Source organism: Thermosulfuriphilus sp., from assembly GCF_054026695.1.
Genome location: NZ_JBPMLP010000018.1, coordinates 1 through 26,292 on the forward strand (window position 1 = coordinate 1; position 26,292 = coordinate 26,292).

Consider the following 26,292-nt stretch of genomic DNA (forward strand, 5'->3'; position numbering starts at 1 on the left):
TCTAGAAGACCTCGAGACATCAGTGGCGAGGACGGGCTTTCTTCTCTCCTCGTCCTTTTTCTACAAAGATTACCACCCGGCGTCGCTCGCCGCTACCGATGCTTTTGGTCTTGATTCGGGGCTCTTCTTTTAAGGCCAGATGGATTATCCGCCTTTCTCTGGCACTCATGGGCTTAAGAGTGACACTTTTGCCAGTGCGGCGGACCTGATGGGCAGTCTTCCGGGCCAGTTCTTCCAAGGCCTCGACATGGCGCCCCCGATAACCCTCGACATCAAGGACAATTTTGGCTCCCTGGCCGAGTTGGCGGGCCGTAAGTTTGTTGACCAGATACTCCAAGGCCTCAAGGGTACTGCCACCCTGGCCGATGATCAGGCCAGCATCAGGACTTTTGATCTCAAGCTTGATTCCGTCCTCATTTATTTCCGGGAGAAGGTCTGCTTCGAGATCCATTTTTTCCAGAATTCCTTTGAGGATTTCTTCCGCCCTTTGGGCCCGTTCGGCCAGAAGGCGCTCAGGTTTTATACGGGCCTTGATTCGGGCCTTTTTCCCACCTAAGCCGAAAAGCCCTGTAGAGCCATAAGTAATGATTTCCACCTCAAGGTCTTCCGAAGGGACACCAAAGTGTTCACAGGCGGCCTCAATGGCCTGATCAACTGTTTTGCCTTCAAATTCCGCCTCTTGGATATTCATAGCTCGTCCCTTATGCCAGCTTTTTGTTAATGTAGTACTGTTGAACGATGGATAAAACATTATTCACCAACCAGTAAAGAACCAATCCCGAGGGAAAATTAACAAACATTACCGTAAAAAGAAGGGGCATTAAGGACATCATCTTTTGCTGCATCGGATCCAGGCTCGAAGGGCTCATCTTCTGCTGGAAGTACATAGAAGCTCCCATGAGAATAGTGAGCACTGGAACTCCTCCCAAAAAGGGAATGTCAAAACCGATGTAGAGCCGATCCGGGGCACTGAGATCGTTTATCCAGAGGGCAAAAGGTGCGTGGCGGAGTTCAATAGCCGCTAATAAAACCTTATAAAGGGCGAAGAAGACCGGTATCTGAAGGAGCATGGGTAGGCAACCACTTAAAGGATTTATTTTGTAGCTACGGTAGAGATTCATCAGCTCGCGATTGAGCCTTTCTTTATCATGGCCGTACTTTTCCTTAAGCCGGGCGATGTGAGGCTGTAGTTTCTGCATCTGTTGCATGGATTTATAGCTATGGTGAGAAAGGGGCCAGAATATTAGTTTGATGATCGCTGTAAGAAGAATAATGGCAATCCCGTAATTGTGAACAAAGCGATAGAAAAATTTAAGTACATAAAGGAGAGGTTTAGCAATGGGAGTGAAGAAGCCAAAATCAATAGCCTTGTCGAGATCACGTCCAATGGCTTTAAGGCGTTCGATCTCCTTGGGGCCGAAATAAAGGGAGAAGCGAAAATCTTTTACTTCCCCTGGCTTTAGGATTAAAGGAGGGGAGACAAGCTTGGTCTCCACGGTTTTTTCATCCCACCGTTTGAAGTTAAGCTCCCAGGAGAGGTGGTCTTTGGGCAGAAGGGCCATCATAAAGTAGGGACCCTGATAGGCTACCCAGGAGACTTCACCAGAGTAGCTACTGGTAGCTCCGGGTTTTTTAAGTTTTACCTCTGTGAATTCGTGGGCATAGTAGGCTGGGCCGACAAAGACATAGCGATTGTTCTGAACGAAAGGCCGGTTGAAAAGATGGATGCTGAGGCGATCCTTAATGACCTGCTGGCTATCATTTCGAAGGCGGGCAGTAAATTCTATTAGATAGGAGTCCTTCTTAAAAGTAAACTCTTTGGCCAAGAAAATTCCTTCGGCCTCATGGATAAAGGGGATGGACGCTCGATGGCGTTCCCCGGTGAGATCGATCTTGGTCTTGGGGCTTAAAAACAAGGCTACAGAGAGCCCGGGCTTTGCAGACAGAGAAACCTCAAGAGGGAGCCTGTCAGAGGGGCTGGTAACCAGATTCACTGGGGGGCTGTCTTTATCCACACTCTGGCGATATTTTTTGAGGATAAATCCTTTTAGTCTGGCCCCCTCTTCGGTAATTACGGCCTGGTAAAGATCAGTCTCTATGGTGACTTCTCGGGGCTTGACCCGGGAGAGGGATTTCTTCTTGGTCTTCTCAGAGGAGAAGGAGGCCTGCCGAGGGGTTGATTCAGGGACCTTCGGGGAATCTTGAACTGTCTGAGGGGGCTTTTTTATCTCTGGGGGAGGAGCAAATTTGGTGCTTACCAGATATTGATAACCAATGATTATAAAGATGGAGATTATTACTGCAATTAACGTCCGCTGTTCCATAGGTGAGCCTACTCCTTCTCTGGTACGGGGTCATAGCCACCAGGATGAAATGGATGGCAATGGAGGATCCTTTTAAGGCCTAAATAAAACCCTTTGAGGGGACCAAAGCGCCTGATAGCCTCTTTGGTGAATTCCGAGCAGGTGGGGACAAAACGGCAACTAGGTGGAAAAAGGGGGGAGATCAGGAATTGATATAAGTTGATCAGCCCGATAAAAATTCTGGCCATTTCTTAGAGAATTCCTCTTTTAGACCCCTTTCGAGATCCTCAAATTTCCGCTTCCAAAGGTCCCCTCTGGCAATAAAGACTACGTCATGTCCCTTGGGGAAAAGGGACTTGTGACGGCGGAAAAACTCTCGCAAAAGCCTTTTGGTCCGGTTTCTCTTAACAGCCCCTTTAATCTCCCGGCTGACACTGATACCCAATCTGGTAATCCCTACTCGATTAGGGGCGACAATTATAGTTAAATAAGGGAGATAGAGGCGGACCCCCTGACGGTACACCCGGAGGTAGTCTTGCCGGCGGCAGAGGCGCTCTTCGCGACTAAGCCTTTCTGAGGGCACTAAACGGTAAGGCGCTTACGCCCTTTGGCCCGCCGGCGCGCCAGAACACGACGGCCGCCCCTGGTTCTCATCCGGGCCCGGAATCCATGGGTCCTCTTTCTTTTAAGGTTATGAGGTTGAAAGGTGCGTTTCATATCTCAGACCTCTCCTTGAGCTCCAGGAAAAAAGCTGGTCTTAATAAACACAACCTGGATAGGGTGTCAAGCAATGCTTGACAAGAAAAACTCTCTTAATATAGTGAGCGTTTATCCTAAAACCTGCCTTGGGTGAGTACAAGGCTCTGTGAAAATGGAAAGAGAAGATCTCAAGATCAGACTGGAGGATGTCCCTCCCGAGGGCCTGGATCTGAACATCCAGGACAAAGGGGCTCTTTTGGCCGATGTTGCTAAGGTGGCCGATCAAATAAAGGCCCAGATTCATCTGGCTCGCATTGGTCCCAATGTCAGGGTCAGAGGATGGGTGGATACTAGCCTGATAGTTAACTGTGATCGGTGTCTTGAGCCCTTTACTTATGAGATTAAGGAGACTCTGGAGCTCATCATCATGCCTCCGCCTTCTGGCGGGGCAGAAGAGGTTCGCCTTCGCAAGGAGGACCTTGATGTCTCCTTTTTTGACGGTGAGGTTGTGGATGTGGGCCTAGTTCTAAGGGAGCAGATTCTTCTTGCGCTTCCTATGCGTAATATCTGTCGGGAGACCTGTCAGGGGCTGTGTCCGGTATGTGGGACTAACCTGAACGAAAGGCAGTGTCAGTGTGAGAGGGAAATCCGTCACAGTCCATTTGCCGTTTTAAAAAAGTTAAAGGTGTCAAGTTAGTTTTTTAAGGATTTCTCCTTGTAGAGATGGGCGTCATTTTTGTATTATGGCCATACCCGTCTCAGGGAGAAAATTTTTGTTAGAATCTCGGGTTTTAAGGAGGTTGTTATGGCCGTTCCCAAGAGAAAATCTTCCCGTTCCAGGCGGGGAATGAGACGAGCTCACAAGTTTCTGACTCCTCCTTCATTGTCTAGTTGTCCGCAGTGTAAAGAGCCTAAGCTTCCCCATCGGATTTGTCCCAGCTGCGGTTTTTATCGGGGAAGGGAGTTCATAAAGGTCTCGGAGGCGGAGGTCTAATTTAGACGATGATCTGGGTAGCTGTAGATGCCATGGGTGGGGATCTGGGGCCTCAGGTCCTTGTCCATGGGGCTGTTTGGGCAGCCAGAGAACATCAGGTCGGGATAATATTGGTTGGGGTTAAAGAGGCCATAGAAGAGGCCTTGGCCTCGGTGGATTTTGAGGGTCTTCCTATAAAGATCGCCCCGGCTACCCAGGTTGTGGAGATGGACGAGGCCCCTTCTGAGGCCCTGCGCCGTAAAAAGGATTCTTCCATAAGGGTGGCCTTTGAGTTGGTCAAGAAAGGGGAGGCGGCAGCAGTGGTTTCGGCGGGCAACTCCGGGGCTACCCTGGCTACGGCCCTGTTTGTTCTGGGACGGATAGAAGGGGTTGAAAGACCGGCCATTGCTACAGTTTTCCCTACTCTCAAGGCCCCGACGGTCCTCATAGATGCGGGAGCCAATGTTGATTGTAAGCCTCGCCACCTTTTTCAGTTCGGTTTGATGGCTGCAGTCTTTGCCCAGGAGGTGCTCGGCTATGAAAGCCCTCGGGTAGGGCTCCTATCTATAGGGGAAGAAGGAGGCAAGGGGAATCAGCTTGTTAAAAAAACCTTTGGTCTTTTTAGGCAAAGTTCTTTGAACTTTGTTGGCAACATTGAAGGACGAGACATCTTTAAGGGTGATGTGGATGTTGTCGTCTGTGACGGCTTTGTAGGCAACATCTGTCTTAAACTTTCAGAGGGGTTGGCAGAATCTATTCTCAAGATGCTTTCTCGAGAGATAAAGGCCTCGATGGCCTCTCGTCTGGGTTATCTTTTGGCCCGAAAGGCCTTCTCAAACTTTCGCCGGCGGGTAGATTGGGCGGAGTATGGTGGAGCGCCTCTTTTGGGAGTGGCTGGGGTAGCTATTATCTGTCATGGCCGCTCTCAAGAAAAGGCCATCAAAAACGCCGTCCGCAATGCCAAAGAGTTTGCCGAACGTGGGGTTCCCCAGAAGCTTCGTCAATCGTTGGTCCAGTCAAAGGATCTTTTTCTCATCAAGTCTCAGGTAGGTTGAAGGATCTTGGCTCGGAGCGTAATCGTCGGAACCGGCTCGAAAGTTCCTTCTCGAATAATTACTAATGCCGACCTAGAAAAGATGGTCGATACCACTGACGAGTGGATTACTACTCGTTCTGGTATCAAAGAGAGACGGGTGGTAGCAGAAGGGGAATCCAACTCTTTTTTGGCCACAGAGGCCGCCCGCCGGGCTTTAGAGACGGCTGGCCTGAGCCCCAAGGAGATTGCCCTTATTATTGTGGCCACCATGACTCCGGATATGCCTATGCCCTCGGTGGCCTGTTTGGTTCAAAAGAACCTAGGGGCACTTCAGGCTGGGGCTATGGATATTTCGGCTACCTGTTCGGGGTTCCTCTATGCTCTTACGGTAGCCGATCGTTTCATTAAGGCCGATCCTCGACAGAAAATCCTGGTAATCGGCAGTGAAGTCCTCTCGGCCAAGGTTAACTGGCGGGATCGGACCACTTGTGTCCTTTTCGGAGATGGGGCCGGAGCCGTGGTTGTTACTGGCTCTAGAGGTGGGGAGCGGGGTATTATTTCTACCCATCTTCGAGCCGATGGCCGTCTCTGGGAGCTTTTGACTTTAAAGGGCTGTGGCAGTCGTTATCCCGTAGGCAGTGACCTTCCTCTTGAAGATTTCTACATCCGGATGAACGGACGGGAGGTTTTTAAGAATGCTGTCCGAGCTATGGAGTCCGTAGCCCTGGAGACTCTCGGAGAACAAGGGCTGACTGGTAAGGATCTAGACCTTTTAATTACCCATCAAGCCAATGTCCGAATTATAGACTTCCTGCGAGAAAGATTAGGGCTCCCAGAGGACAAAGTCTTTATCAATATTCACAAGTATGGTAATACCTCGGCGGCAAGTATTCCGTTGGCTTTAGATGAGGCTGTGAGGGAAGGTCGCCTAAAGGCAGGGGATCTCCTCCTGATGTTAGCCTTCGGGGGAGGTTTTACCTGGGCCTCGGTGCTCATGAAATGGTAAAGGGGTTGATTGGTGGACTACTTTCTCAACGAAGAGCAAAAAATTATTGTCCAGGTGGCCCGGCGGGTGGCCGAGGAGATAATCAAACCCTTGCGGGCCCAACTTGATGAAGAAGAAAGATTTTCCTGGGAGCCGGTCAAAGCCCTCGCCGAGACCGATCTCTTTGGCCTTATTATCCCTAGGGAATATGGAGGGCTTGGTTTTGGTACTTTTGAGGCTTGTTTGGTCTTGGAGGAGCTGGCCAAGGCCTGTGCAGGAGTGACGACGACTTTTGCTGCTGGTTCTTTGGGGGCTTACCCTATTATTCTGGGAGGCAGCAAAGCCCAGAAAGAGAAATATCTTCCAGATATAGCCTCTGGGAAAAAGCTGGCCGCCTTTGCCCTTACCGAACCTCAGGCAGGCAGTGATGCTTCGGCTATAAAGACCAGGGCTGTAAAGGACGGCGATTATTATATTCTTAATGGCGTCAAACAGTGGATTACTAACGCCGGTGTCGCCCAAATTTATGTGGTGATTGCCCTTACTGACCCTCGCAAGGGTCCGCGGGGGGCCAGTGCCTTTATCGTGGAGACAGGAGATCCGGGTTTCTCGGTCGGAAAGTTGGAGAAAAAGATGGGGATTCGGGCCTCTGTGACCGGGGACCTTTATCTTAATAACTGCCGAATCCCCAAGGATCGGCTTATCTCCCGAGAGGGGATGGGCTTTATTCTGGCCCTCAAGGCCCTGGATCTGGCTCGTCCGGGAGTAGGGGCAATCGGGGTAGGACTGGCCCAAGCGGCCTTCGAGGAGGCTCTCCGTTTTGCTAAGGAAAGGATCCAATTCGGTCAACCGATAATCTCTTTTCAGGCCATCCAACATCTACTAGCCGATATGGCTACGGCCATCGAGGCCTCGCGGGCCCTGGTTTATTCTGTGGCGCGCTATATTGATTCCGGAGCCAAGGACATCTCTAAAGCCTCGGCCATGGCCAAGATGTACGCTACGGATATGGCCATGTGGGTGACTACTCAGGCTGTCCAAGTTCTTGGGGGCCACGGATATATGAGAGATTATCCCGTGGAGAAGATGATGCGGGACGCTAAGGTTCTCCAGATTTATGAAGGCACCAACCAGATTCAGCGCAACGTTATTGCCCGAGAACTGGCCAAAGAGGTGAGCCGAAAGGACAAATAGATGAAGATTATCGTCTGCCTTAAAACAGTTCCTCGCCCAGGAGCAGTTAAAGTCGATCCTGAGACCCATCGGCTTGTTCGAGAGGACAGCCAGTTGATCATAAACCCCTATGATCGTTTTGCCTTGGAGATGGCCGTTCGTCTGCGAGAGGCGGCTGGGGGAAGGGTGGTTGTTGTCTCCATGGGGCCTCCTCAGGCCCAAGAGGCCCTGGTTGAAGCCTTGGGCTGTGGGGCAGATGAGGCCATTCTCCTTTCGGACCGGGCCTTCGCTGGAGCTGACACCTTGGCCACTAGTTATACTTTGGCCCGGGCCATAGAAAAGTTGAGACCCTTTGACTTGGTTGTCTGTGGGAAGGTAGCCATTGATGGTGAGACTGCTCAGGTTGGTCCGGAGCTGGCTCAGAGGCTGGGGATCGTTTCCGTGACTCAGGTGATTGCCGCTCAGTTGAAGGATGGTTTCCTTGAGGTCACCAGGGTTACAGATCACTCCAAAGAGGCCTTGAGGGTCAGCCTTCCGGCCTTAATAACCGTAGATAAAGATTGGGTCCGTCCTAGACTCCCTTCACTAAAGAGGCTTTTAGCTGTTCGGGGGCAGGAGATCCCGGTTTGGGGTGGGGCCGAGATTTCAGCCGATCCTGCCAAGATAGGGATGGCTGGCTCGGCCACCGAGGTAGTTGATGTTTTTACCCCCACCTATGAAGCCCGGGGAGATATAATTCAGGGAGCCAATACTGAAGAGATGGTCGACCGGTTGGTTTCTATTCTCAAGGAAAGGGGCCTTATCTGATGCCAGAGAGACCCAAAGTGATGATCCTTGCTGAGACTGGTCAGAAGGGTCCAAGGCCGGTTTCCTATGAATTGGCTACTTTGGCCCGCATGTTGGCCTTTAACCTAAATGCAGAGGTGACAGCAGTGCTCTTCGGGGGGCCGGAGGTTGATCCTTCCCCCCTTTTTAACTATGGGGTTGAACGGATAAAACTCCTTCGGGGACATCCCTTCGAACATCTCCGCGATGATCTCTTTGCCCGGATTCTCTCTCGATTGGTCTCTCAAGAGGCTCCGGAAATTCTTCTGGCCGGGGCTACCAGCCTAGGCCTTTCGGTTCTCCCTCGGGTGGCGGCTGAGTTAGAGTTGGGCCTTACCGCCCATTGTACAGAGCTTAAGGTTCGCCCCGAAGACAGAGCTCTTCTCCAGATCCGTCCATCTTTTGGAGAAGATGTCATGGCCGTAATCACCTCCAAGACTAAGCCCCAGATGGCCACAGTTCGTCCGGGGGTCTTTCGGGCCAGCCCACTAGAGTCTCCAGCTACTGGTAGGATAGAAGAGATTTCCTGGCCAGAGGAGGATCTTTTTTCAGGGATCCTTGAAATTCTTTCTCATGTTCCCCTTAAGCCTTCCAGAAAGTCTTTAAGAGAAGCCCAGATCGTAGTCGCTGGTGGTCTTGGACTTAAAAACAAGGAGGCTTTTTCCCTGATTGCTGAGCTGGCTAACCTCTTAGGGGGGGCGCTGGGGGCTACTAGGCCCGTGGTTGAACTTGGTTGGGTTGGACCCGAGGCCATGGTAGGAGTGACTGGAGAGACCATTTCCCCCCGCCTTTACTTGGCTTTTGGTATTTCTGGGGCTGTCCAGCACACGGTAGGCCTTAAAGGAGCAGAGGTTATTGTTGCTGTTAATACCGACCCCCAGGCCCCGATCTTCAAAATAGCCACCTATGGTTTGGTGGCTGATGCCCGGGAGGTTCTGGCCTCTCTTATAAGGCGTATCAAGGAGATAAAGGGTGAAGGGTCTTAAAGAGAAGGTAGCTGTTGTTACCGGTGGTTCACGGGGTATTGGTCGGGCGATTTCCGAACGTTTGGCCGAAGAAGGAGCAAAGGTCTATCTAACCTGCTCCAGTAGCCCGGAGGTGGCCCAGGAGGTGGTCAGAAAGATCAAGGATCAGGGAGGATGGGCTGAGATCCTGGTCTTTGATGTTTCCGACTTTAAGGCCACAGAGGAAGCCTTGAAAGGGGTGCTCACTACCGAAGGACGGATTGACATTCTGGTCAACAATGCCGGGATCACCAAAGATGGTCTTTTGATCCGTCTTAAGGAGGATGATTGGGATAGGGTCATAGGGGTCAATCTTAAAGGGGCTTTTAATTGTTGTCGGGTGATAGTTCCGAGGATGCTAAAGAGACGTTCAGGTCGAATCATCAATATTTCTTCTGTAGTCGGGGCAAGTGGCAATATTGGACAAACAAACTATGCGGCTTCCAAGGCTGGATTGATTGGCTTCAGCAAATCATTGGCCCGCGAAGTGGGCAGCCGGGGAATTACGGTCAACGTGGTGGCCCCTGGTTTTATTGAAACCGAGATGACAGCATCACTTCCAGACAGGGTCAAAGAGGCCCTCCTTTCCCAGATACCTTTGGGGCGTTACGGACAGCCGGAAGAGGTGGCGGCAATAGTTGCCTTTTTGGCTTCAGAAGAAGCTGGCTACATTACTGGTCAGGTAATCCACATAAATGGTGGTCTATACATGTAGGGACTTAACGATAAAAATTTTGGATGTGCTAAGGAGGAAGCCATGTCCGTAGAGGAAAAGGTGATGGAAATCATTGCAGAACAACTGGGTGTTTCTCGGGATAAGGTTAAACCTGAGGCCTCTTTCATCGATGATCTAGGAGCCGATTCTCTTGATCTAGTGGAGTTGGTTATGGCTATGGAAGAGGCCTTCGGCCTTGAGATCTCTGATGAGGAGGCGGAGAAACTTCGGACGGTTAAGGACGTCATCGAGTATATCAAAACCCATCAGGGCTAGGAGTCTATCGTGAGGCGCCGGGTCGTCATTACAGGGCTGGGGGCAGTTACCCCTGTGGGAGTGGGGGTCAAGGAGAGCTGGGAGAATCTTATCGCTGGTAGATCGGGGATCGGACCGGTTACCAAGTTTGATGCCTCGGCCATGCCTAGCCGGATAGCCGGGGAGGTTAAGGATTTTCGTCCTGAAGACTTTCTCCCCAAGAAACTTGTCTCTCGACTGGATACTTTTATTCATTTCGCCGTGGCTGCAGCTCGGATGGCTGTAGAGGATGCCGCTTTGGAGGTTAAGGGAGATCTGGCTGAGCGTGTAGGTACAGTGGTCGGGGTAGGTATGGGTGGTATGGGGGTGGTTGAAAAGAGTGCCTTTGTCCTTAAGGATAAGGGCCCTCGACGGATAACCCCCTTTTTTATCCCCATGATCATTCCCAATATGGCCGCAGGTCAGATCGCTATCATGTTTAATGCCAAAGGTCCCAATACGGCTCTCTCTACAGCCTGTGCTGCGGGGAGCCACGCGATCGGGGAAGCCTTTCGGCTCATCCAGTACGGGCAGGCCGATGTAATGATTGCTGGGGGAGCCGAGTCGGTGATGACTCCTTTGGCTTTTGCTGGCTTTTCTTCGATGAAGGCCCTTTCCACTAAGTTTAACGACGATCCAGAGAGAGCCAGCCGCCCCTTTGATGTCGAAAGAGACGGATTTATCATTGCGGAGGGGGCCGGAATTTTGATCCTTGAGGCTCTGGAACACGCTCAGGCTAGGGGGGCTAGAATTCTGGCCGAGATAGTAGGTTATGGTCTTACCGCTGACGCCTACCACATGACTGCTCCCCCAGAGGATGGAGAGGGAGCGGCCCGGTGTATGGAGATGGCTCTGGCCGATGCTGGCCTTAGCTATCGGGATGTTGATTATATAAATGCCCATGGGACAAGTACCCCCTTAAATGATCTTTGTGAAACTAGGGCCATCAAGACGGTCTTTAAGGAAAGGGCCAAAGAGATCGCTGTCTCCTCTACCAAGTCCATGACCGGCCATCTCCTTGGAGGAGCCGGGGGAGTGGAAGCGGTCTTTTCGGTAATGACCATTGTTGAGGGTATCATCCCGCCGACTATCAACTATGAAAATCCTGATCCGGAGTGCGATTTGGACTATGTACCCAATGAGGCTCGAAAGGCTGACGTCCGAGTGGTCCTTTCTAACTCCTTTGGCTTTGGGGGGACTAACGCTGTCTTGATATTTAAGAAGTTCGAGGGCTAGTATGCGGATAGCCATAGGGGCAGATCATGCCGGTTTTCCTTTAAAAGAAAAGATCAGGGTCCTTCTTGAGGAACTTGGCCACCAAGTTGAAGATGCCGGCTGTTATTCCTGCGAATCGGTGGATTATCCCCTCTTTGGGGCTCAAGTGGCCGAGAAGATCTCTCAGGGCCACTGTGAGCGCGGAGTTCTCATCTGCGGTACAGGGATCGGGATGAGCTTGGTGGCCAATCGGTTCCCCAGGGTGAGGGCTGCACTCTGTCATGAGCTTTATACGGCCCGGATGTCCAGGTTGCATAACGATGCCAACATCTTGGTCATCGGTGGTCGGGTGGTAGGAGAAGCCCTGGCCCTTGAGATGGTCAAAATATTTTTGGAGACCCCGTTTGAAGGCGGGCGCCATGCCAGAAGGCTGGAATTGATTGATAAACTTACCGTTCAGGAAAAGTGAACATGAGTCATCTTAAGACTGTGGATCCAGAGATTTTTACGGTTATCGGTCAGGAGCTCTATCGCCAGAGTACGAAGCTGGAGCTAATTGCTTCGGAGAACTTTGCCAGCTTGGCGGTGATGGAGGCCGAGGGTAGTGTCTTGATGAATAAATACGCCGAGGGCTATCCTGGTCGACGTTATTATGGGGGATGCGAATATGTAGATCAGGCAGAGACCTTGGCTATCGAAAGGGCCAATACCCTTTTTGGTTCGGAATATGCCAATGTGCAGCCTCATTCGGGAACCCAGGCCAATATGGCCGTATATTTTGCCTGCCTTTCTCCAGGAGATACCATTTTGACTATGAACTTGGCCCACGGGGGGCATCTTTCTCATGGAAGTCCGGTCAATTTTTCTGGTCGTCTCTATCGAGTTGTTCACTACGGGGTTTCTGCGGAGACGGAGACCATCGACTATGAACAAGTCGAAAGGCTGGCCCTTGAGTCTCGACCCAAGCTGATCGTCGCTGGGGCCAGTGCCTATCCCCGGACGATAGATTTTGAGGCCTTTAGGTTTATCGCTGACAAGGTCGAGGCCTACTTGATGGTCGATATGGCCCATATAGCCGGTTTGGTGGCGGCGGGCATCCATCCCTCACCGGTTCCCTTTGCCGATTTTGTCACCTCAACCACCCATAAGACCTTACGAGGCCCCAGGGGTGGCTTTATCCTGGCCAAGGAAAGATACAGTCGGCTTCTTAATAGCCAGATCTTTCCCGGGATCCAAGGGGGCCCCCTGATGAACGTCATTGCCGCCAAGGCCGTCTGTTTCAAGGAGGCCCTCCAGCCGGAATTTAAGACCTATGCTCAGCAGGTGGTGGCTAACGCCCGGGCCTTGGCTGTTTCTTTAAAAGGTCAGGGATTTCGTTTGGTCTCTGGAGGGACGGACAACCACCTCTTGCTCCTTGACCTTCGCAGTGTAGGTCTTACTGGCAGAGAGGCTGAGTTGGCCTTGGATCAAGCCGGCATTACGGTCAACAAGAACGCCATTCCTTTTGATCCTCAGAAGCCTACGATAACCAGCGGTATCCGTTTGGGGACAGCTGCCCTTACTAGTCGAGGGATGCGGGAGTCAGAGATGGAGCTTATTGGCTCCTGGATTGGGGCTATTCTCAAGGATCCGGCCAATCAGGCCCTGATAAAAGAGGTTCGGTCCAAGGTTATAGAACTCTGCCGGGCCTATCCATTGTATCCTGAGCTTCATGAGAGATACCACAGCGGTGTCGAGTCGGCCTAGCTGGGAGGCCTATTTTATGAGTATCGCTCGCTTGGTGGCCGAGCGATCAACTTGTCTTAGGCGCAGGGTCGGGGCCCTTCTTGTCAAAGATAAACGCATATTGGCCACCGGCTACAATGGTGCCCCTTCAGGTCTGCGACACTGTCTGGAGATAGGTTGCCTGAGGGAACAACTCTCCATTCCTTCTGGTCAGAGACACGAACTTTGCCGCGGCCTTCATGCCGAGCAGAACCTCATCATTCAAGCCGCCTATCATGGTATTAGTATTGCTGGGGCTACCCTTTTTTGTACCCATTTCCCCTGCGTCATTTGTACCAAGATGCTCATCAATGCTGGTGTCGAGGAGGTGTTTTACCTAGACGGCTATCCTGATGATCTCTCTCAAGACATGTTGGAGGAGGCCGGGGTCAGGGTGATGAGGTTACGGGAATGAGGTGTCCTCGTTGTGGTCATTCCGAAACCAAGGTGGTTGACTCCCGGACTACCAAAGACGGAACCGCCATCCGGCGACGCCGAGAATGTCTCTCCTGTAACCACAGGTTTACCACCTATGAACAGGTTGAGGAAACTCTCCCCATGGTAGTCAAAAAAGATGGTCGGCGGGAGGCCTTTAGCCGCCGTAAGATCATCGAGGGGATCAAAAAGGCCTGTGAGAAACGCCCTATCAGCATGGATCAAATCGAAACCTTTGTATATGCCCTTGAACGGGAACTCATCGAACGAGGGGGAAAAGAAGTTCCCAGTGTCTTTATCGGAGAGCGAGTTATGGAGAAGCTGCATGAATGGGATGAGGTGGCCTATGTGCGTTTTGCCTCAGTTTATCGCCAGTTTAAAGATGTTTCAGAATTTATCGAACAGGTTCAGCAACTCTTAAAGACTCGCCGTCCCCCTTCGGCCAATAAATCTAAAAGACCAATACCCGATCGCTCTGCCAGATGAGCCTATAAAGGTCCTTTCTTCCGGAAAGGGGGCAGAATTCAGAAGGTTTGATCCCATGCATCTTCATGGCCGTCTGGCAGGCAAAGAGTTTTCCGCCTCCGTCCAGAAAATCTTCCAACTTATCAACGATATCAAACTTTTCATTTTCTCTCTCAGAGATGACCACCCCCTTGCCAAAAAGGAAAATAGAGACCTGATCGCCTTGGCCCAGGGCGTAATTGGCTATTCTTAGGGCCTGCCAAGCAGTCTCAGAATCATCGGTAGAGATAACAATAGCCAATTTTTGACTCTTCTGGGCCCATATGGGGCCAACTGCAGCCAAAAGGCCGACTAACACGGCTACGCTAATCCAGAACCTTTTTACCATTTTTAGGCCTCCCAATAAAAATATCAACATCTATTTATATCAATTTCTTTTCTTTGGCAAGGTATTATTTGGGTGAACTTATGACTCTTTTGCTGAGGGGGATGTTTTTTGTTCAGGCTTTAATATTTTCTTTGTGGACCAGGGGGAGAAAAATTTCAAATGTTGATCCCTTTCCCCACAGGCTCTGGACGTCTATCCACCCTCCGCGTTTCCTGACTAGACTATAGGTTATAGCTAAGCCAAGGCCGCGATCTTTTCCTTTATTTCTTGAAAAATATGGGTCAAATATTCGGCTCAAATCCTGGGGGCGAATTCCCTTTCCCTGATCTTTGATCCTTATTACCGCAAACCTTCCTTCTCGGGCATTGCCGTGTTCGCGGCAGTAGTGTCTATCTACTTTTTGGAATCTGGTCTCAAAAAAGATCCGTCCTTTATAACCCATAGCTTCCAAAGAATTTAGTTAAGATATTGAGAATAATTCGATACAATTCTTCGGGGAAAATTTTTACTGGGAGACAAGAGGGAGCTTTTTTAGAGAACAGGGTTACTTCAGGAAACGGGCTTAGAATTTCGACAGCCATTTTATAGCTCCAGACAGAAAGTTCTAAGGCCTGAGGGATCCTCTGCCCTTTTTCCTCTCCTAGATCTTTGAGGGAATGGACTAGCTTTTCTATCTGCTCGAGTCTTTCTTCCAGCCCCTGGATATGAGGCCAGATGTCCGGAGAGGCCTTCTTTCTGAGTTTGGAGCAAAGGAGAAAAAGGCCCGTTAAAGCATTGGTTAAGTCGTGGGCCAATCCCCTAGCCAGGAACTGAACTGCCTCCATCCGTTGATCTTGGAAATATTCTATGAGAATATGATCCGGGTCTCTGGTGCATTGGTGTTTTCTTAAGAAATGGCGATCTTTTGACATTTGTCCTTCCTTAATTTTTTATTGAAACTTAGAATCAAAAATGATATATCAGTTGCGGTTTTTTTAGGCAAGCCTTGGAGGAGAGGAACGAAAATTGCTTTATGGTTGTTTAAGGTCAGTGTTAGGAAGGAGGAAGCCTTGTCTGCTTTGGGAGCTTTTTTTACCTGGGAAGATCTACTGGTAATCGTTATTGGTGGGGTTTCGGTCTGGGTTCTCTTCCACCATTTTCGTCAGATGATTGGCGGCGGTGGCGGTGGTGGTGGCTGAGGAACCTGTGGCCCTTCCTGCCAGGTTGGCAGAAAGAACGAAGATGATCCAAGAAACTGAATCAAATTGTTGATTGACTGTCGCAATAACTTATTTGATTTTATCCCCTGGTCCGGGGAGTGTGTTGTCATTTTAGGACATTGAGTGACAAAATATAGACTTTGGGGGTTTTTATGAAGCGATGCTTAGGGGATTATTCTGCGGGGGCAAGGCTTAGGGTGGTCTCCATTAAGGGCAAAGGGGCTCTTAAGAGGCGTATTTTAGATATGGGTCTTGTTCCAGGGGCCATTTTAGAGGTAGAAAGGGTTGCTCCTTTAGGTGATCCAGTGGCCATAAAGCTTCGGGGGTATCATCTTTCCTTAAGAAGGGAAGAGGCCCAGTGTGTTTTGGTTGAACCTCAGTAAATTTTTTTTGACGACTTTAATGTTATTAATTCTCAGCAAAAGAATCAATTAATTATATGGAGGGGGTATGTTTCGAAAAGTCGTTGTGGCTTTGGCTGGTAATCCTAATTCTGGAAAGACTACCATCTTTAACCATCTTACTGGAGCCCGTCAGAAGGTAGGGAACTATCCTGGGGTAACGGTAGAAAGAAAAGAGGGTTTTTTGAATTTTGAAGATCTGACCCTAAAGATTGTTGACCTTCCGGGGACTTATTCTCTTACTGCTTATTCCCTGGAGGAACTTATCGCTCGTCGGGTCCTTATTGATGAGCGTCCGGATGTTGTCGTCAACATTGTTGATGCCTCTAACCTGGAGCGCAATCTCTATCTGACCCTTCAACTTCTAGAGCTTGGGCTCCCTGTAGTAATTGCTCTCAATATGATGGATGTGGTTGAGAAAAGGGGTCTTCGCCTTGATGGCCAGGTCCTCTCGGAGGTCCTCGGAGTGCCTGTGGTTACTACCGTAGGACATCGAGGTCGGGGAATAGAAAAGCTCCTGGAGTCTATTAAGGGTGTGGTCCAGGGTTTAGTTCCGGCCCGGGCCAATGGTCAACTCCGTTTTTCTGACAGACTTGAAGAAGAGTTAAGACGCCTTGAGAATTTTTTAGGAGAGAGGGCCTCTGGTCTTGAGGGTTATCGTTTTCGTTGGTTGGCCATTAAGGCCCTAGAAGGGGATCCTGAGGTAAAGAAGCTTCTCCAGAGGAAGGTCGGTCTTGATGGTGAATTTACCTCTTTGCTTGAGGAGGTCAGAGAGCGTCTTGAGGGCTTTTTTGGCGAAGATCCGGAGACCCTTTTGGCCGATGCCCGTTATCAACTCATAAATAAAATAGTTTCCCAGAGTCTTAAACGACCTAGGGTTGAAAAAACAAGCCTTTCAGACAAGATCGACCAAGTTGTCTGCCATCGCCTCTTGGGATTACCCATTTTTTTATTCCTTATGTGGTTAATGTTCCAGGCGATCTATTCCTGGTCGGCTCCTTTTATGGAGGGTATCGAGGCTTTTTTTGGCTGGTTGGCCAAGACGGTTGGGGACCTCATACCGGAAGGCCTTTTAAAGAGTCTCTTGATTGATGGTCTGATAGGAGGACTTGGGGGGGTTCTGGTCTTTTTACCCCAGATCGTCATCCTCTTTCTTTTTATTGCCTTCCTGGAGGATACTGGTTACATGGCCCGGGCGGCCTTTATCATGGATCGTGCCCTTTCTCCATTCGGCCTTCAGGGAAAGAGCTTTGTCCCCTTGCTTTCTTCTTTTGCCTGCAATATTCCGGGAATTATGGCCACTAGGACCTTGGAAAGCCAGCGTCTGCGACTTTTGACTATTTTAGCAGCCCCTTTTATGAGCTGCGCAGCTAGGCTTCCGATCTATGTTCTCTTTATTGCTGCCTTTGTCCCCGAAAGAAGTCTCTTTGGGGTGGTTAATCTCCAGGGATTGGTGCTTTTTCTGATATATTTCTTGGGAATTCTGGTCGGACTTTTTACGGTGGTCTTTTGGGGAAAGACAGTTCTAAAAGGCGAAAGGCCGCCTTTTGTTATGGAGCTTCCACCTTACAGGCTTCCTACCCTTAAGGGGCTTTTTATCCACATGTGGACTCGGGCTGGGCTCTATATTCGTAAAGCGGGGACGATTATCTTGGCCATCTCTGTGGTTATGTGGCTTCTTTTTACCTTTCCCACCAATCCAGATCTTGAGACAGATTATCAGGCCCTAAGAGAGGAGGCCATTCAGAGGCTTCAGACCGAAACAGGTTTAAGCCTTGAGGTCCTTGAAGGGCTTTTGTCCGAACCTCAAAAGGACGGAGCGACAGGGGGGCAGAAGCAAAGCGTTCTTGCGGCCTATTCGGCATATCAGGAGCGGATTAAAGAGATAGAGAATCAAGAGGCTGCCGAAAGGCTTGAGAAGAGTTATGCCGGTCGGCTGGGCCGGCTTATTGAACCACTGATCAGACCGCTAGGGTTTGATTGGCGGATCGGAGTGGCCCTTACCAGTGCTTTTGCAGCCAAAGAGGTCTTTGTGGCCACTATGGGGCAGATCTACGCCCTTGGGGAGGTCGGAGAGGAGAATCCATCCTTAATCGAATCTCTCCGTCGAGATCCTCTCTTTAGTCCGGTGACGGCCATGGCTGTGATGATCTTCTCTCTTTTAATGGTTCCCTGCATGGCTACCCTTTCAGTGATCAGGATGGAGACGGCCTCTTGGCGCTGGCCAGCCTTGGTGACTCTCTGGACGATGTTGGTGGCCTGGCTGCTCACCTTCCTCTGGGTGAGGTTTGCCGGGCCATTTTGGGGATAATAATCCTTGTGTTACTTACTTATTTTTAGTAGCATAAAAAGGCTCTTTGATAATTAAATCTGAGATTATTAGATATGAATGGACCGATCTATGGGGGTAACAAGCCACTTAAGGCTTAAGGTCCTGGGAAGGTACGGCCAGTGGGTTGACGCAAAAGTCGGTTCGGCGGCCCAGATAGAGGCTGAAGATTGACTTCGAGGCTTTTTATCTGCTCGAGGTCTTTTATCCCGGGGTAGGGAAGAACTCCTTAACCAAAAACCATAGAAGGAGGGGGTTATGTCATCGTTGAGACGTCTTGGGGTGTTAGGTTTCGTGTTGTTTTTTTTACTGGCTTTTTCGGGAATGGCCTCTGCTGATGAAATTGATGAGTTAAGACAGATGTTAAAGGAGGTTCTCAAGGAAAATCAGGAGCTTATGAAGAGGGTGAAAGTTCTTGAAGAGAGGCTTTCCCGTTACGAGGAAAGGGTTTCGGTTCCTTCAGAGGGGGAAAGCTCTCTAAGGCCTGCGGGCATTAGGGGTCTAGATATTGGCCTTTCGGTGGCCACTGTAGTTCAGGGAGTAACCGGGGTGGATACCACGGTGGAGAATCTTCATGTCCACGGTGGTCGGGAGCCGGCTGGCACTCGAGAGGCCCTAACCGATGAGAGCAAGGGGTATGCCGCAGCCACTGTCGATCTTGATTTTACTGCCAGCTTTTCTCCCCGTTCGCGGGCTTATCTCCTTCTGGAGATGGGGTCAGGACATAATCCTGAGGATGAGATTCCTTCCTTTGCCGGAATCATTGATGAGGCCATCTCTATGGTCCCTGTGGAGACCGACGATGGGGATGTCCGGGTGAGTGAGGCTTGGTATGAACAGGATTTTCCTTTGGGGCCGGGAAAGATCCGGTTTCGTTTTGGTAAGGTAGATATCACCACTGATTTTGACACCAATGAGTATGCCAACGATGAAACGTCCCAGTTCATCTCCGGCACCTTTGTTAACAATATTGCTGTAGAGTGGCCAGCCTATGGTTTTGGGATGATGCTATGGTACGAGGCAGATCGCTTTAACCTTGGTCTTGGTTATGCCGACGCAGACGGAGGTTGGGATAGCATTTTTGATTATCCCTTTTTGATTGCCGAACTGGGCTTGAATCTCAAACCTTTTGGTCGCTCTGGCCACTATCGTTTCTCTGTCTGGTACAACGGAGAAAAACATCTTCGTTGGTCCCAACTCAAGGCCTACTATACTGCGGGCATCAATCCCCAGAACACCGACGATGCCTGGGGGCTGGGAGTCTCATTGGACCAAGAGATTGCTGAGGGTTTAGGCTTTTTCCTTCGCTATGGTCTGAGAGATAGTGATCATTTGGTTGGCTATGCCGGCTATGACGATACTGGAGCGTTTGATATCGAGTCGGTGGATTTCTCTTACGGTTTTCGTCACGCTCTTTCTTTGGGTTTTCAACTTGCTGGTTCTCTATGGGGCCGACCTGATGATGGTCTGGGGCTCGGTTTGGGGTTTGTCTGGCTGAATAGAAACTACGAGGATTTTTGGAAGAAGAAGGGGCCTTTTGCCACTCGGGATGGAAGAAGCCTGGAGACTGATACGGAGTACCATCTTGAGGTTTATTATCGTTGCCAGGTTAGCGATAACTTGGCCCTGACTCCAGACTTTCAATGGACGGTTAATCCAGCCGGTCTTTATGACGATGGCTTTTGGGTTTTAAGCCTTAGGGGAACCTGGCAATTCTAGGCTCTCCTCTTTTTGCTCCCCCACAAGAAAGGCGGGCGGGCCACTCGGCCCGCCCTTTTTATTTTATTTAGACCTTCTCCCCCTGAGGCAGGTCTATCTGGCAGAGTTCCTTTGTGCTGAACCACCTGTAGACTGCCGGTATGACCAAAAGGGTCATGATCGTGGAGGTAAAGAGCCCTCCGATGACTACGGCGGCCAGTGGCCTTTGGACCTCACTTCCTGTACCTGTGGAAAACAGCAAGGGGATAAGCCCCAAAGCGCTGGTGCAGGCAGTCATCAATACCGGCCTTAGCCTCATGGTGGCTCCTTTTACACAGGCTTCCTCCAGGGGAAGTCCCTGTTGGCGAAGCTGGTTAATGCAAGTCACCAGCACCATTCCGTTCTCAAGGGCGATTCCGAAAAGGGCGATAAATCCGACTGAGGCAGGCACTGAGAGGTGTTGCCCACTGATGAGCAGAGCTACAATGCCTCCCACCAGAGCCAAGGGGATATTGAGGATGATTAGCAGAGCATTTTTGAGGGAGTTGAAACTTGAAAACAACAGAAGAAACACCGCCAGAAGGGTGATGGGAACCACCACCGCTAGGCGCTTGTTGGCCTCTTGCTGGAGCCTGAACTGCCCTCCCCAAGTAACGAGGTATCCTGGCGGAAGGTCAACCTGTTCTTTTATGGCCCTTTGTCCCTCTTTTACAAAGGAGCCGATATCCCGACCGCTGACGTTGCATTGAATGGTTATAAAACGCTGGTTATTCTCCCGGGTGATTTGTCTCGGGCCAACGACCTCCTTTATCTCGGCCACTTCAGAAAGAGGTACATAACCTCCGCTAGGTGTCTGAAGGAGGATCTGGCTGATGGCCTCTTTGGTGGCCCGGTAGTCTTCTTTGAAGCGGACGAAGATGTCAAAGCGCCGGATGCCCTCAAAGATCTGCCCGGCCACCTCGCCTCCAACTGCGGCCCGAATAGTTTCCTGGACGTCGGAGAGATTAAGCCCGTAACGGGCTACAGCCTCTCGATCGGGGCGAATTATCAACTGGGGAGTACCAGTAACCTGGTCTACCTGGACATCTACCGCCCCGGGGATTCTTTGAATGACCTTAGCAATCTTATCAGCGGTTTCCTTAAGGACATTTAAGTCGTCTCCAAAGACCTTAATGGCCAATTCTGCCCGGACACCCTCAAGGAGTTCGTCTACAGTCATTTCAATGGGCTGGGTAAAGTTGGTTAGAACCCCGGGGATTTCGCCTAGTTCCTCTCGGATTAGTTCTTCCAACTTCTCCTGGGTATTGACCCGCCACTGATCCTTAGGCTTAAGGAGAATATACATCTCGGCACTGTTTACCGGATCGGTATGGGCTCCCACTTCCCCGCGGCCGATTCGAGAAACCACCCCAGTGACTTCCGGGACGACCATAAGTCTTTTCTCCACCAACATAGTGATTCTTTTGCTCTCATCGATGGAGATAGAAGGTGGCATGGTCAAACGAAGCACTAGAGTTCCCTCCTGGAGATGAGGGACAAACTCTGAGCCCAACCTTGGAAAGATGAGGATACCTAGAGCTAGTACGGTAAAAGCTAGGCCTACGGCCAAAAGACGGTGATAGACAAAGATTCTTACCAGAGGCTGATAGCCTTTATTTAGCCAGTGGACCAAGGGGATTTCCCTGGGAGCACCTTTATTGCTCTCCGAAGACTTCATGAGGAGGGAGGAAAGAACGGGGGCCAGGAAAAGAGCATAAATGAGAGAACCCAGCATGGCTAGAGCCACGGTATAGGCCAGGGGTCGAAAGGTCTTTCCTTCTACCCCCTGGAGGGTAAAAAGAGGCAGGAAGACAATAATGATAATAGCGATAGCAAAAACGATCGGTCTTCCTACCTCCAGGCAGGCCTTGGCCACCACCCCCAACTTAGAGGCCTCCTTAGGGGCCTCACGAAGTTTGCGGTCTACATTTTCGACGATAACGATCGTTCCATCTACCAACATACCAATGGCTATGGCCAGTCCCCCAAGGGACATGAGGTTGGCTGAGATGCCAAAGTATTTCATTCCCAAGGTGGCAAAGAGGACCGAGAAGGGAATGGCCAGAGCCACTACCAGACTGGGACGAAAACTTCCCATGAAGACCATGAGGACCAGGACAACCAGCCCTATCCCCTGGACCAAGGCGTTGGTTACCGTGGAAACGCAGGCCTCTACCAGGCTTTTCTGTTCATAGTAGGGGACAATCTTAACCCCTTCGGGAAGGATCTGGTTTATCTCCGCCATTTTTTCTTCTACCCGCTTTATGACCGTAGAAGAATTGGTTCCATAGAGCTTGATGACCTGGCCGGCTATGACTTCTTCCTTGCCATCCCTGGTCTGGAGGCCCCGCCGGATGGCACCACCGATGCGAATGTCGGCCACTTGGCGGAGATAAATGGGGGTTCCATCTTCGGTCTTGACGACAATATTTTCCAGATCTTTAATGCCTTTGGCTAGGCCTACCGAACGAACGATAAACTCCTCGGCATTTTTGACGATATAGCTGGCTCCAATATTATAGTTGTTGGCCCTAATTCGTTCGATGATCTCGGAGATGGTCAGGTTGTAGCGGAGGAGGGCCTCGGGATCTACCACCACGTGGAATTGTTTTTCAAATCCTCCAATGCCTAGGACTTCCGTTACCCCGGGAACGGTCTGAAGATGGGGTTTGATAATCCAGTCCTGGATGGTCCGTAGCTCTTCAAGGGAATAACGGCCAGTTTCGTCCTTAAGGTAATAAAAAAGAACCAAACCCATCCCGGTAGAGATCGGGCCCATCTGAGGATTGCCAAAACCGGGAGGGATTTCGTTTCGGGCCTGTTGGAGACGTTCACTAACCACTTGACGGGCAAAATAAATATCAGTTCCGTCTTCAAAATATATGTTGACCACGGAGAGTCCGAAATTAGAAATGGATCGGATCTTCTTCAACCCCGGCAATCCATTCATGGCCACCTCGATGGGATAGGTGACATATTTTTCGATCTCCTCTGGGGCCAGTCCTTCGGTTTCGGTAAAGACCTGGACCAAGGCCGGGGTTACGTCAGGGAAAGCATCCACAGGAAGTTGTTTGTAACTATAATAGCCTGCTCCCAGAACGATGATGCCAAAGACCAGCAGAAGGAGACGATTACAAAGGACAAAGTTGACTATTCTTTCCATTTTATCTCCCCCTTCTTAGTGTCCGTGCCCTTCACCAAAGGACTCTTTTTCCAACTCACCCTTGAGGATGAAGGCCCCATGGGAGACATACTCTTCTCCAGGTCTAAGTCCGGAGATGATCTCCACTAGGTCTTCTCCCTTCTGGCCTACGATCACCGGCCGGGGGCGAAAACCATCGCCTTCTTTGACGAAGATGCAGGTCTTGCCATCTATAGTTTGAAGGGCGCTCTTGGGGACCGCTACTTGGGGGGTGATGGTCTTGATGAGGACATGGGCCTTGACCAGCATTCCTGGTCGCCAGAGTCCATCCTTATTGGGAAGGATAACTCGAGCCTGAGCTGTTCGGGTGCGTTCCTCAAGAAGTGGGCTTACGTAGTCAATGACCCCTTGGGCCCGAAGAACGTTTTCCCCGGCTACTAGAAGGACCCTCTGACCCGGACGGCAATAAGGGAGATATTTACGATAGACAGAAATCATTACCCAGACGGTCTTAAGGTCCGCCAAACTGAAGATTACAGTGTTGGCCTCAACCCGTTCTCCGGGGGTGATGTGTTTTTCAATAATGGTTCCGGAAAAGGGGGCCTTGATTTCGTACCGGCCCAGGGAGTTGTCTTCCTTCTTAAGGGATCGGAGGTAATCTTCGGAGAATCCTAGGGCCAGAAGCTTTTGTCTGAAGGCCCGGAGAGCTATTTTGGCCTCGGCCAAGGCCTGTCTGGCATTAAGATAATCCTGTTCAGAGGAGATCTTTTTCTTAAAGAGGATTTCTTCTCGTCGATAATTGGCCTCCGCCAAACTCAACCGTTCCTGGGCTGCTAGATACCCGGCCTTAAGATCGGCCAGTTCCAGACTATCGATGACCGCCAAGGTCTCTCCGGCCTCCACTTCTTCTCCCAGCCGCCGCTGAACTTTACGGACTACTCCAGAGATGCGCGGGACAATGTGGGCCAAACGGTCAGCATTAAAGTTGACCTCCCCTGGTAGGTCTAGGTAGACGGGGATCTCTTTGGGGCCGGCTATATCCAGTTTAACTCCGAATTCCCGAAGCTCTTCAGGGCTTAGACGGACAAGGTCCTCTTCATGGGAGGCTTCGTCCTGGGGACTTTGGGGCCTTTCTGGAGAAGACCCCTGTTTTTTCCCCAGCCAAAGGCTGGTGAAACCGATGACCACAACAAGTAATATAATTCCTAGAATCACGATGGATTTTCTATCCATTATTCGACCTCCTTGTTTCCGTTTTGGGAAATGGCACCCGTGAGTCGTTCAAGATCAGTTCGGGCCTGATGATATCGGGCCAGGGCCTCTACATAGCGTAGACGAAGTTCAAAGAGGGTCTTCTGAGTATCGAGGACATTTAAAAAGTTGAATTTACCCTGGCGATAGCCTTCCAGGGTGACTTCAAAGGCCCGTCTGGCTCCGGGGATGATCTCGTCTCGAAGGGTGACGCTCTCCTCATAGGCCGAAAGGGTCTGCCGATAGGCCCTCTCCAGAGCGGCAGAGATGTCTGTCTCTACTGTCTGTTTGCGGACAGTGGCCTGAGAGAGCCTCCTTCGGGCCTCGAGCACCCCTCCTTGGTTGCGGTCAAAGATGGGGAGTGGGATGGTGATCCCGATCACCAAGGCCGATTCATCAACCTCGTTGAGATATCTTAGTCCACCACTGAGGGTAATATTGGGGATGCGTCTGGCGAGCTCTAGGTCAAGGGCCGCCTGCCGGCGTTTGATCTCCGCAAGCCATCTTTTGAGATCTGGGGTCTCTTCCAGGCGACGACTGAGCTCCTCCAGGGGAGGCGGAGGATCAATAAGATCCAAGGTTCCTAAGACCTTCTCAAAGGTGGCCTTCTGACTTCCCCACATGGCCGCTAGGTTCCGCCGGGCGATTTCTAGATCGCGTTTGGCCTTCTCCAGCTTTACCCGGCTGTCGGCCAGCATGATTTCCGCCCTTGTTTCCTCAATTGGAGGGGCCTTTCCTGCCTTGACTCGGTCGGAGATGACCAGCTTTACGTGTTCGGAGAGGAGGACCAACTTTTGCAACTGTTTGACCCGTTCTTGGGCGGCCAAGGTTTCGATGAAGGCCTTTGCCGTTCGGGTGAGGATATCAAGCCGCTTTATCTCATAGTCAAGACTGGCCACTTTTTTGTCCATCAGGGCTAGGCGATAACGTTTAAGCCGTTTCCCGGCTAGTTCAATCAGCTGGCTGAGCTGGATGGTGGTCTCTGAGGATCTGAAGCCAGAGTAGTCGCCACTGCCGGCGAAGTTATCGATGGCGATGTCGAGTTCGGGGTTAGGAAGAAGTTTCGCCTGGATGGCCCGGGCCTCCTGAGCGCGGACTTCCCAAGCAAAGTCAGAAAGCGCCGGATTGTATAGTAGGGCCAAACCAAGGGCCTTTTTAAGGGTGAGGAGACCCTGGGGAGAGATCTCTGGAACTGGTTTAGCTTCTTCTCCGGCTCCCTTTGTCGAGGAGATAAAAACTATTGTTAGAAAAAGTAACACCAATGTTAGAAAAGGCAATACCGAGACATATTTTGCCCTTCTCATAGGAAGACTCCTTATTAGTTTTTGATTGATTCTAAGTTCGAGATTTAATTAGTTTTTAAGATTTAAAGCAGGAGAAAGACGGTCTTAAGTTGTTGGAGTTGATCTTCTGGAGAGAATATTTCTGGATATGAAGAAGGGTGGATTTCCTGGGGGATGATGACCTCGGAGAGGTAATCTTCTACCTTGTTGAAGGAAAGGACCTGATCAGGCCCCCAAGAGCTAAAGGGGGCCTCTTTGGTTTCTGTAAAGGCTGGAAGATCCAAACAGAGATCATGACCTTCCAGGCTCAGATGGCTAGGAGCAGGAGGACAACACTTATTAAAATCTATCTCTAGATTGATTTGGCCACTTGGCTCCAGACAGAGTACCTGGCCTGGACGCCAGCCTTGAAAAAGGACGATAAAAATTGCAAGGAAGATAAGAAATCTAGCCTTCACTAAGGCCTAAAATAGCCCCTGCGGAAAGGTTGTCAAGATAATAGTTTTTGTTTAGTGATGCCCCCCCGCGTGACCTTCTGCCTTTTCTTTACCCATGAGGCGGTTGTAGCCTCTGACGCCTATGTGGCAGGTGGTACATTTGGTGTTGGCCGCAAAGGCCATCTCTCCATTGTGACAGGCACCGCAGTATTTCCCCTCGTAGAGACTCTTCATGGTGA

Annotated in this window: 31 protein-coding genes; 18 read left to right on the top strand and 13 right to left on the bottom strand. The window is 50.5% G+C overall.

What is annotated here, in order from left to right; all coding sequences use genetic code 11:
* Positions 1–19 precede the first annotated feature (19 nt).
* From jag to rpmH, 5 genes are read right to left on the bottom strand one after another with little or no spacing between them, the layout of a single operon-like run.
* Entirely contained in the window at positions 20–691 is a 672-nt protein-coding gene (jag, locus tag ACXJJX_RS02495; RefSeq protein ID WP_456431637.1) for an RNA-binding cell elongation regulator Jag/EloR, read from the bottom strand.
* Positions 692–701: 10 nt separating this feature from the next.
* On the bottom strand, positions 702–2,324 hold the full coding sequence (gene yidC / locus ACXJJX_RS02500; protein WP_456431639.1) for a membrane protein insertase YidC: 1,623 nt from the start codon (positions 2,322–2,324) through the stop codon (positions 702–704).
* Between the two features lie 8 nt (positions 2,325–2,332).
* Positions 2,333–2,551 (bottom strand): membrane protein insertion efficiency factor YidD, encoded by a 219-nt coding sequence (gene yidD / locus ACXJJX_RS02505; protein ID WP_456431641.1) that lies wholly within the window; start codon positions 2,549–2,551, stop codon positions 2,333–2,335.
* Positions 2,527–2,886: a ribonuclease P protein component gene (rnpA, locus tag ACXJJX_RS02510; protein WP_456431643.1), complete on the bottom strand. Its 360-nt coding sequence runs from the start codon at positions 2,884–2,886 to the stop codon at positions 2,527–2,529. Before rnpA ends, yidD begins: the two co-directional genes overlap by 25 nt.
* Positions 2,886–3,020 carry a 50S ribosomal protein L34 gene (gene rpmH, locus ACXJJX_RS02515; protein WP_456431645.1) on the bottom strand — a complete coding sequence of 45 codons (135 nt, stop codon included), beginning with the start codon at positions 3,018–3,020 and terminating at the stop codon, positions 2,886–2,888. Before rpmH ends, rnpA begins: the two co-directional genes overlap by 1 nt.
* Positions 3,021–3,174: 154 nt before the next feature.
* Between rpmH and ACXJJX_RS02520 the strand changes: the two genes are divergently transcribed.
* From ACXJJX_RS02520 to nrdR, 14 genes are all read left to right on the top strand, one after another.
* The gene (locus tag ACXJJX_RS02520; RefSeq protein WP_456431647.1) at positions 3,175–3,699 is read left to right on the top strand and encodes a YceD family protein; all 525 of its coding nucleotides are present in this window, start codon (positions 3,175–3,177) and stop codon (positions 3,697–3,699) included.
* A gap of 108 nt (positions 3,700–3,807) precedes the next feature.
* Entirely contained in the window at positions 3,808–3,996 is a 189-nt protein-coding gene (rpmF, locus tag ACXJJX_RS02525; RefSeq protein WP_456431649.1) for a 50S ribosomal protein L32, read from the top strand.
* A gap of 8 nt (positions 3,997–4,004) precedes the next feature.
* Positions 4,005–5,030 carry a phosphate acyltransferase PlsX gene (gene plsX / locus ACXJJX_RS02530; RefSeq protein ID WP_456431651.1) on the top strand — a complete coding sequence of 342 codons (1,026 nt, stop codon included), beginning with the start codon at positions 4,005–4,007 and terminating at the stop codon, positions 5,028–5,030.
* A 6-nt stretch (positions 5,031–5,036) separates the two neighbouring features.
* Positions 5,037–6,017, top strand: coding sequence for a beta-ketoacyl-ACP synthase III (locus ACXJJX_RS02535; protein WP_456431653.1), 981 nt, complete (start codon positions 5,037–5,039; stop codon positions 6,015–6,017).
* Between the two features lie 12 nt (positions 6,018–6,029).
* Positions 6,030–7,190 carry an acyl-CoA dehydrogenase family protein gene (locus ACXJJX_RS02540; protein WP_456431655.1) on the top strand — a complete coding sequence of 387 codons (1,161 nt, stop codon included), beginning with the start codon at positions 6,030–6,032 and terminating at the stop codon, positions 7,188–7,190.
* The gene (locus tag ACXJJX_RS02545; protein WP_456431657.1) at positions 7,191–7,976 is read left to right on the top strand and encodes an electron transfer flavoprotein subunit beta/FixA family protein; all 786 of its coding nucleotides are present in this window, start codon (positions 7,191–7,193) and stop codon (positions 7,974–7,976) included.
* Positions 7,976–8,980 carry an electron transfer flavoprotein subunit alpha/FixB family protein gene (locus ACXJJX_RS02550; RefSeq protein ID WP_456431659.1) on the top strand — a complete coding sequence of 335 codons (1,005 nt, stop codon included), beginning with the start codon at positions 7,976–7,978 and terminating at the stop codon, positions 8,978–8,980. Before ACXJJX_RS02545 ends, ACXJJX_RS02550 begins: the two co-directional genes overlap by 1 nt.
* Positions 8,967–9,713 carry a 3-oxoacyl-[acyl-carrier-protein] reductase gene (gene fabG / locus ACXJJX_RS02555; RefSeq protein ID WP_456431661.1) on the top strand — a complete coding sequence of 249 codons (747 nt, stop codon included), beginning with the start codon at positions 8,967–8,969 and terminating at the stop codon, positions 9,711–9,713. Before ACXJJX_RS02550 ends, fabG begins: the two co-directional genes overlap by 14 nt.
* 42 nt (positions 9,714–9,755) lie before the next feature.
* A complete protein-coding gene (gene acpP / locus ACXJJX_RS02560) occupies positions 9,756–9,989 on the top strand; it encodes an acyl carrier protein (protein WP_456431663.1) in 234 nt (77 codons plus the stop codon).
* A gap of 9 nt (positions 9,990–9,998) precedes the next feature.
* Positions 9,999–11,243 carry a beta-ketoacyl-ACP synthase II gene (gene fabF, locus ACXJJX_RS02565; RefSeq protein WP_456431665.1) on the top strand — a complete coding sequence of 415 codons (1,245 nt, stop codon included), beginning with the start codon at positions 9,999–10,001 and terminating at the stop codon, positions 11,241–11,243.
* 1 nt (position 11,244) lies between these two features.
* On the top strand, positions 11,245–11,691 hold the full coding sequence (gene rpiB / locus ACXJJX_RS02570) for a ribose 5-phosphate isomerase B (protein ID WP_456431667.1): 447 nt from the start codon (positions 11,245–11,247) through the stop codon (positions 11,689–11,691).
* A 2-nt stretch (positions 11,692–11,693) separates the two neighbouring features.
* Positions 11,694–12,968, top strand: coding sequence for a serine hydroxymethyltransferase (gene glyA / locus ACXJJX_RS02575; protein WP_456431669.1), 1,275 nt, complete (start codon positions 11,694–11,696; stop codon positions 12,966–12,968).
* Entirely contained in the window at positions 12,934–13,401 is a 468-nt protein-coding gene (locus ACXJJX_RS02580) for a deoxycytidylate deaminase (protein WP_456431671.1), read from the top strand. Before glyA ends, ACXJJX_RS02580 begins: the two co-directional genes overlap by 35 nt.
* Positions 13,398–13,907 carry a transcriptional regulator NrdR gene (nrdR, locus tag ACXJJX_RS02585; RefSeq protein ID WP_456431673.1) on the top strand — a complete coding sequence of 170 codons (510 nt, stop codon included), beginning with the start codon at positions 13,398–13,400 and terminating at the stop codon, positions 13,905–13,907. Before ACXJJX_RS02580 ends, nrdR begins: the two co-directional genes overlap by 4 nt.
* Here the strand turns inward: nrdR and ACXJJX_RS02590 are convergent.
* The 3 genes from ACXJJX_RS02590 to ACXJJX_RS02600 form a co-directional block, all read right to left on the bottom strand.
* Positions 13,873–14,274: a DsrE family protein gene (locus ACXJJX_RS02590; protein ID WP_456431675.1), complete on the bottom strand. Its 402-nt coding sequence runs from the start codon at positions 14,272–14,274 to the stop codon at positions 13,873–13,875. The two genes, nrdR and ACXJJX_RS02590, sit on opposite strands and share 35 nt — an antisense overlap.
* Before the next feature lie 112 nt (positions 14,275–14,386).
* Positions 14,387–14,716 carry an ATP-binding protein gene (locus ACXJJX_RS02595; protein WP_456431677.1) on the bottom strand — a complete coding sequence of 110 codons (330 nt, stop codon included), beginning with the start codon at positions 14,714–14,716 and terminating at the stop codon, positions 14,387–14,389.
* Positions 14,706–15,185 (bottom strand): hypothetical protein, encoded by a 480-nt coding sequence (locus ACXJJX_RS02600; RefSeq protein WP_456431679.1) that lies wholly within the window; start codon positions 15,183–15,185, stop codon positions 14,706–14,708. The genes ACXJJX_RS02595 and ACXJJX_RS02600 overlap by 11 nt, the downstream gene beginning before the upstream one ends.
* Positions 15,186–15,323: 138 nt before the next feature.
* Here ACXJJX_RS02600 and ACXJJX_RS02605 point away from each other — a divergent pair, with 138 nt between their 5' ends.
* The 4 genes from ACXJJX_RS02605 (at position 15,324) to ACXJJX_RS02620 (ending at position 19,922) form a co-directional block, all read left to right on the top strand.
* A complete protein-coding gene (locus ACXJJX_RS02605; RefSeq protein ID WP_456431681.1) occupies positions 15,324–15,452 on the top strand; it encodes a hypothetical protein in 129 nt (42 codons plus the stop codon).
* A 173-nt stretch (positions 15,453–15,625) separates the two neighbouring features.
* Positions 15,626–15,856 carry a FeoA family protein gene (locus ACXJJX_RS02610; RefSeq protein WP_456431683.1) on the top strand — a complete coding sequence of 77 codons (231 nt, stop codon included), beginning with the start codon at positions 15,626–15,628 and terminating at the stop codon, positions 15,854–15,856.
* A 67-nt stretch (positions 15,857–15,923) separates the two neighbouring features.
* Positions 15,924–18,185, top strand: coding sequence for a ferrous iron transport protein B (gene feoB, locus ACXJJX_RS02615; RefSeq protein ID WP_456431685.1), 2,262 nt, complete (start codon positions 15,924–15,926; stop codon positions 18,183–18,185).
* A gap of 276 nt (positions 18,186–18,461) precedes the next feature.
* On the top strand, positions 18,462–19,922 hold the full coding sequence (locus ACXJJX_RS02620; protein WP_456431687.1) for a carbohydrate porin: 1,461 nt from the start codon (positions 18,462–18,464) through the stop codon (positions 19,920–19,922).
* Positions 19,923–19,989: 67 nt separating this feature from the next.
* On the opposite strand, the gene ACXJJX_RS02625 is transcribed toward ACXJJX_RS02620, so the two are convergent.
* The 5 genes from ACXJJX_RS02625 to ACXJJX_RS02645 form a co-directional block, all read right to left on the bottom strand.
* Positions 19,990–23,103, bottom strand: a complete 3,114-nt coding sequence (locus ACXJJX_RS02625) for an efflux RND transporter permease subunit (RefSeq protein ID WP_456431689.1) — start codon at positions 23,101–23,103, stop codon at positions 19,990–19,992.
* A gap of 15 nt (positions 23,104–23,118) precedes the next feature.
* Positions 23,119–24,315 carry an efflux RND transporter periplasmic adaptor subunit gene (locus ACXJJX_RS02630; protein WP_456431691.1) on the bottom strand — a complete coding sequence of 399 codons (1,197 nt, stop codon included), beginning with the start codon at positions 24,313–24,315 and terminating at the stop codon, positions 23,119–23,121.
* Complete coding sequence (locus ACXJJX_RS02635; RefSeq protein WP_456431693.1) at positions 24,315–25,637, bottom strand: TolC family protein; 1,323 nt, start codon at positions 25,635–25,637, stop codon at positions 24,315–24,317. The genes ACXJJX_RS02630 and ACXJJX_RS02635 overlap by 1 nt, the downstream gene beginning before the upstream one ends.
* Before the next feature lie 62 nt (positions 25,638–25,699).
* Positions 25,700–26,074, bottom strand: coding sequence for a hypothetical protein (locus tag ACXJJX_RS02640; RefSeq protein ID WP_456431695.1), 375 nt, complete (start codon positions 26,072–26,074; stop codon positions 25,700–25,702).
* A gap of 51 nt (positions 26,075–26,125) precedes the next feature.
* Positions 26,126–26,287 (bottom strand): c(7)-type cytochrome triheme domain-containing protein, encoded by a 162-nt coding sequence (locus tag ACXJJX_RS02645; RefSeq protein WP_456431697.1) that lies wholly within the window; start codon positions 26,285–26,287, stop codon positions 26,126–26,128.
* Between the last annotated feature and the right edge of the window lie 5 nt (positions 26,288–26,292).

Excerpts from the sequence above, each read along its gene's own strand:
- jag (WP_456431637.1), bottom strand. The coding sequence starts at position 691 with ATGAATATCCAAGAGGCGGAATTTGAAGGCAAAACAGTTGATCAGGCC.
- yidC (WP_456431639.1), bottom strand. The coding sequence starts at position 2,324 with ATGGAACAGCGGACGTTAATTGCAGTAATAATCTCCATCTTTATAATC.
- yidD (WP_456431641.1), bottom strand. The coding sequence starts at position 2,551 with ATGGCCAGAATTTTTATCGGGCTGATCAACTTATATCAATTCCTGATC.
- rpmH (WP_456431645.1), bottom strand. The coding sequence starts at position 3,020 with ATGAAACGCACCTTTCAACCTCATAACCTTAAAAGAAAGAGGACCCAT.
- ACXJJX_RS02520 (WP_456431647.1), top strand. The coding sequence starts at position 3,175 with ATGGAAAGAGAAGATCTCAAGATCAGACTGGAGGATGTCCCTCCCGAG.
- rpmF (WP_456431649.1), top strand. The coding sequence starts at position 3,808 with ATGGCCGTTCCCAAGAGAAAATCTTCCCGTTCCAGGCGGGGAATGAGA.
- plsX (WP_456431651.1), top strand. The coding sequence starts at position 4,005 with ATGATCTGGGTAGCTGTAGATGCCATGGGTGGGGATCTGGGGCCTCAG.
- ACXJJX_RS02545 (WP_456431657.1), top strand. The coding sequence starts at position 7,191 with ATGAAGATTATCGTCTGCCTTAAAACAGTTCCTCGCCCAGGAGCAGTT.
- ACXJJX_RS02550 (WP_456431659.1), top strand. The coding sequence starts at position 7,976 with ATGCCAGAGAGACCCAAAGTGATGATCCTTGCTGAGACTGGTCAGAAG.
- acpP (WP_456431663.1), top strand. The coding sequence starts at position 9,756 with ATGTCCGTAGAGGAAAAGGTGATGGAAATCATTGCAGAACAACTGGGT.
- rpiB (WP_456431667.1), top strand. The coding sequence starts at position 11,245 with ATGCGGATAGCCATAGGGGCAGATCATGCCGGTTTTCCTTTAAAAGAA.
- glyA (WP_456431669.1), top strand. The coding sequence starts at position 11,694 with ATGAGTCATCTTAAGACTGTGGATCCAGAGATTTTTACGGTTATCGGT.
- ACXJJX_RS02580 (WP_456431671.1), top strand. The coding sequence starts at position 12,934 with ATGAGAGATACCACAGCGGTGTCGAGTCGGCCTAGCTGGGAGGCCTAT.
- nrdR (WP_456431673.1), top strand. The coding sequence starts at position 13,398 with ATGAGGTGTCCTCGTTGTGGTCATTCCGAAACCAAGGTGGTTGACTCC.
- ACXJJX_RS02590 (WP_456431675.1), bottom strand. The coding sequence starts at position 14,274 with ATGGTAAAAAGGTTCTGGATTAGCGTAGCCGTGTTAGTCGGCCTTTTG.
- ACXJJX_RS02595 (WP_456431677.1), bottom strand. The coding sequence starts at position 14,716 with ATGGGTTATAAAGGACGGATCTTTTTTGAGACCAGATTCCAAAAAGTA.
- ACXJJX_RS02600 (WP_456431679.1), bottom strand. The coding sequence starts at position 15,185 with ATGTCAAAAGATCGCCATTTCTTAAGAAAACACCAATGCACCAGAGAC.
- ACXJJX_RS02610 (WP_456431683.1), top strand. The coding sequence starts at position 15,626 with ATGAAGCGATGCTTAGGGGATTATTCTGCGGGGGCAAGGCTTAGGGTG.
- feoB (WP_456431685.1), top strand. The coding sequence starts at position 15,924 with ATGTTTCGAAAAGTCGTTGTGGCTTTGGCTGGTAATCCTAATTCTGGA.
- ACXJJX_RS02620 (WP_456431687.1), top strand. The coding sequence starts at position 18,462 with ATGTCATCGTTGAGACGTCTTGGGGTGTTAGGTTTCGTGTTGTTTTTT.
- ACXJJX_RS02625 (WP_456431689.1), bottom strand. The coding sequence starts at position 23,103 with ATGGAAAGAATAGTCAACTTTGTCCTTTGTAATCGTCTCCTTCTGCTG.
- ACXJJX_RS02630 (WP_456431691.1), bottom strand. The coding sequence starts at position 24,315 with ATGGATAGAAAATCCATCGTGATTCTAGGAATTATATTACTTGTTGTG.
- ACXJJX_RS02635 (WP_456431693.1), bottom strand. The coding sequence starts at position 25,637 with ATGAGAAGGGCAAAATATGTCTCGGTATTGCCTTTTCTAACATTGGTG.
- ACXJJX_RS02645 (WP_456431697.1), bottom strand. The coding sequence starts at position 26,287 with ATGAAGAGTCTCTACGAGGGGAAATACTGCGGTGCCTGTCACAATGGA.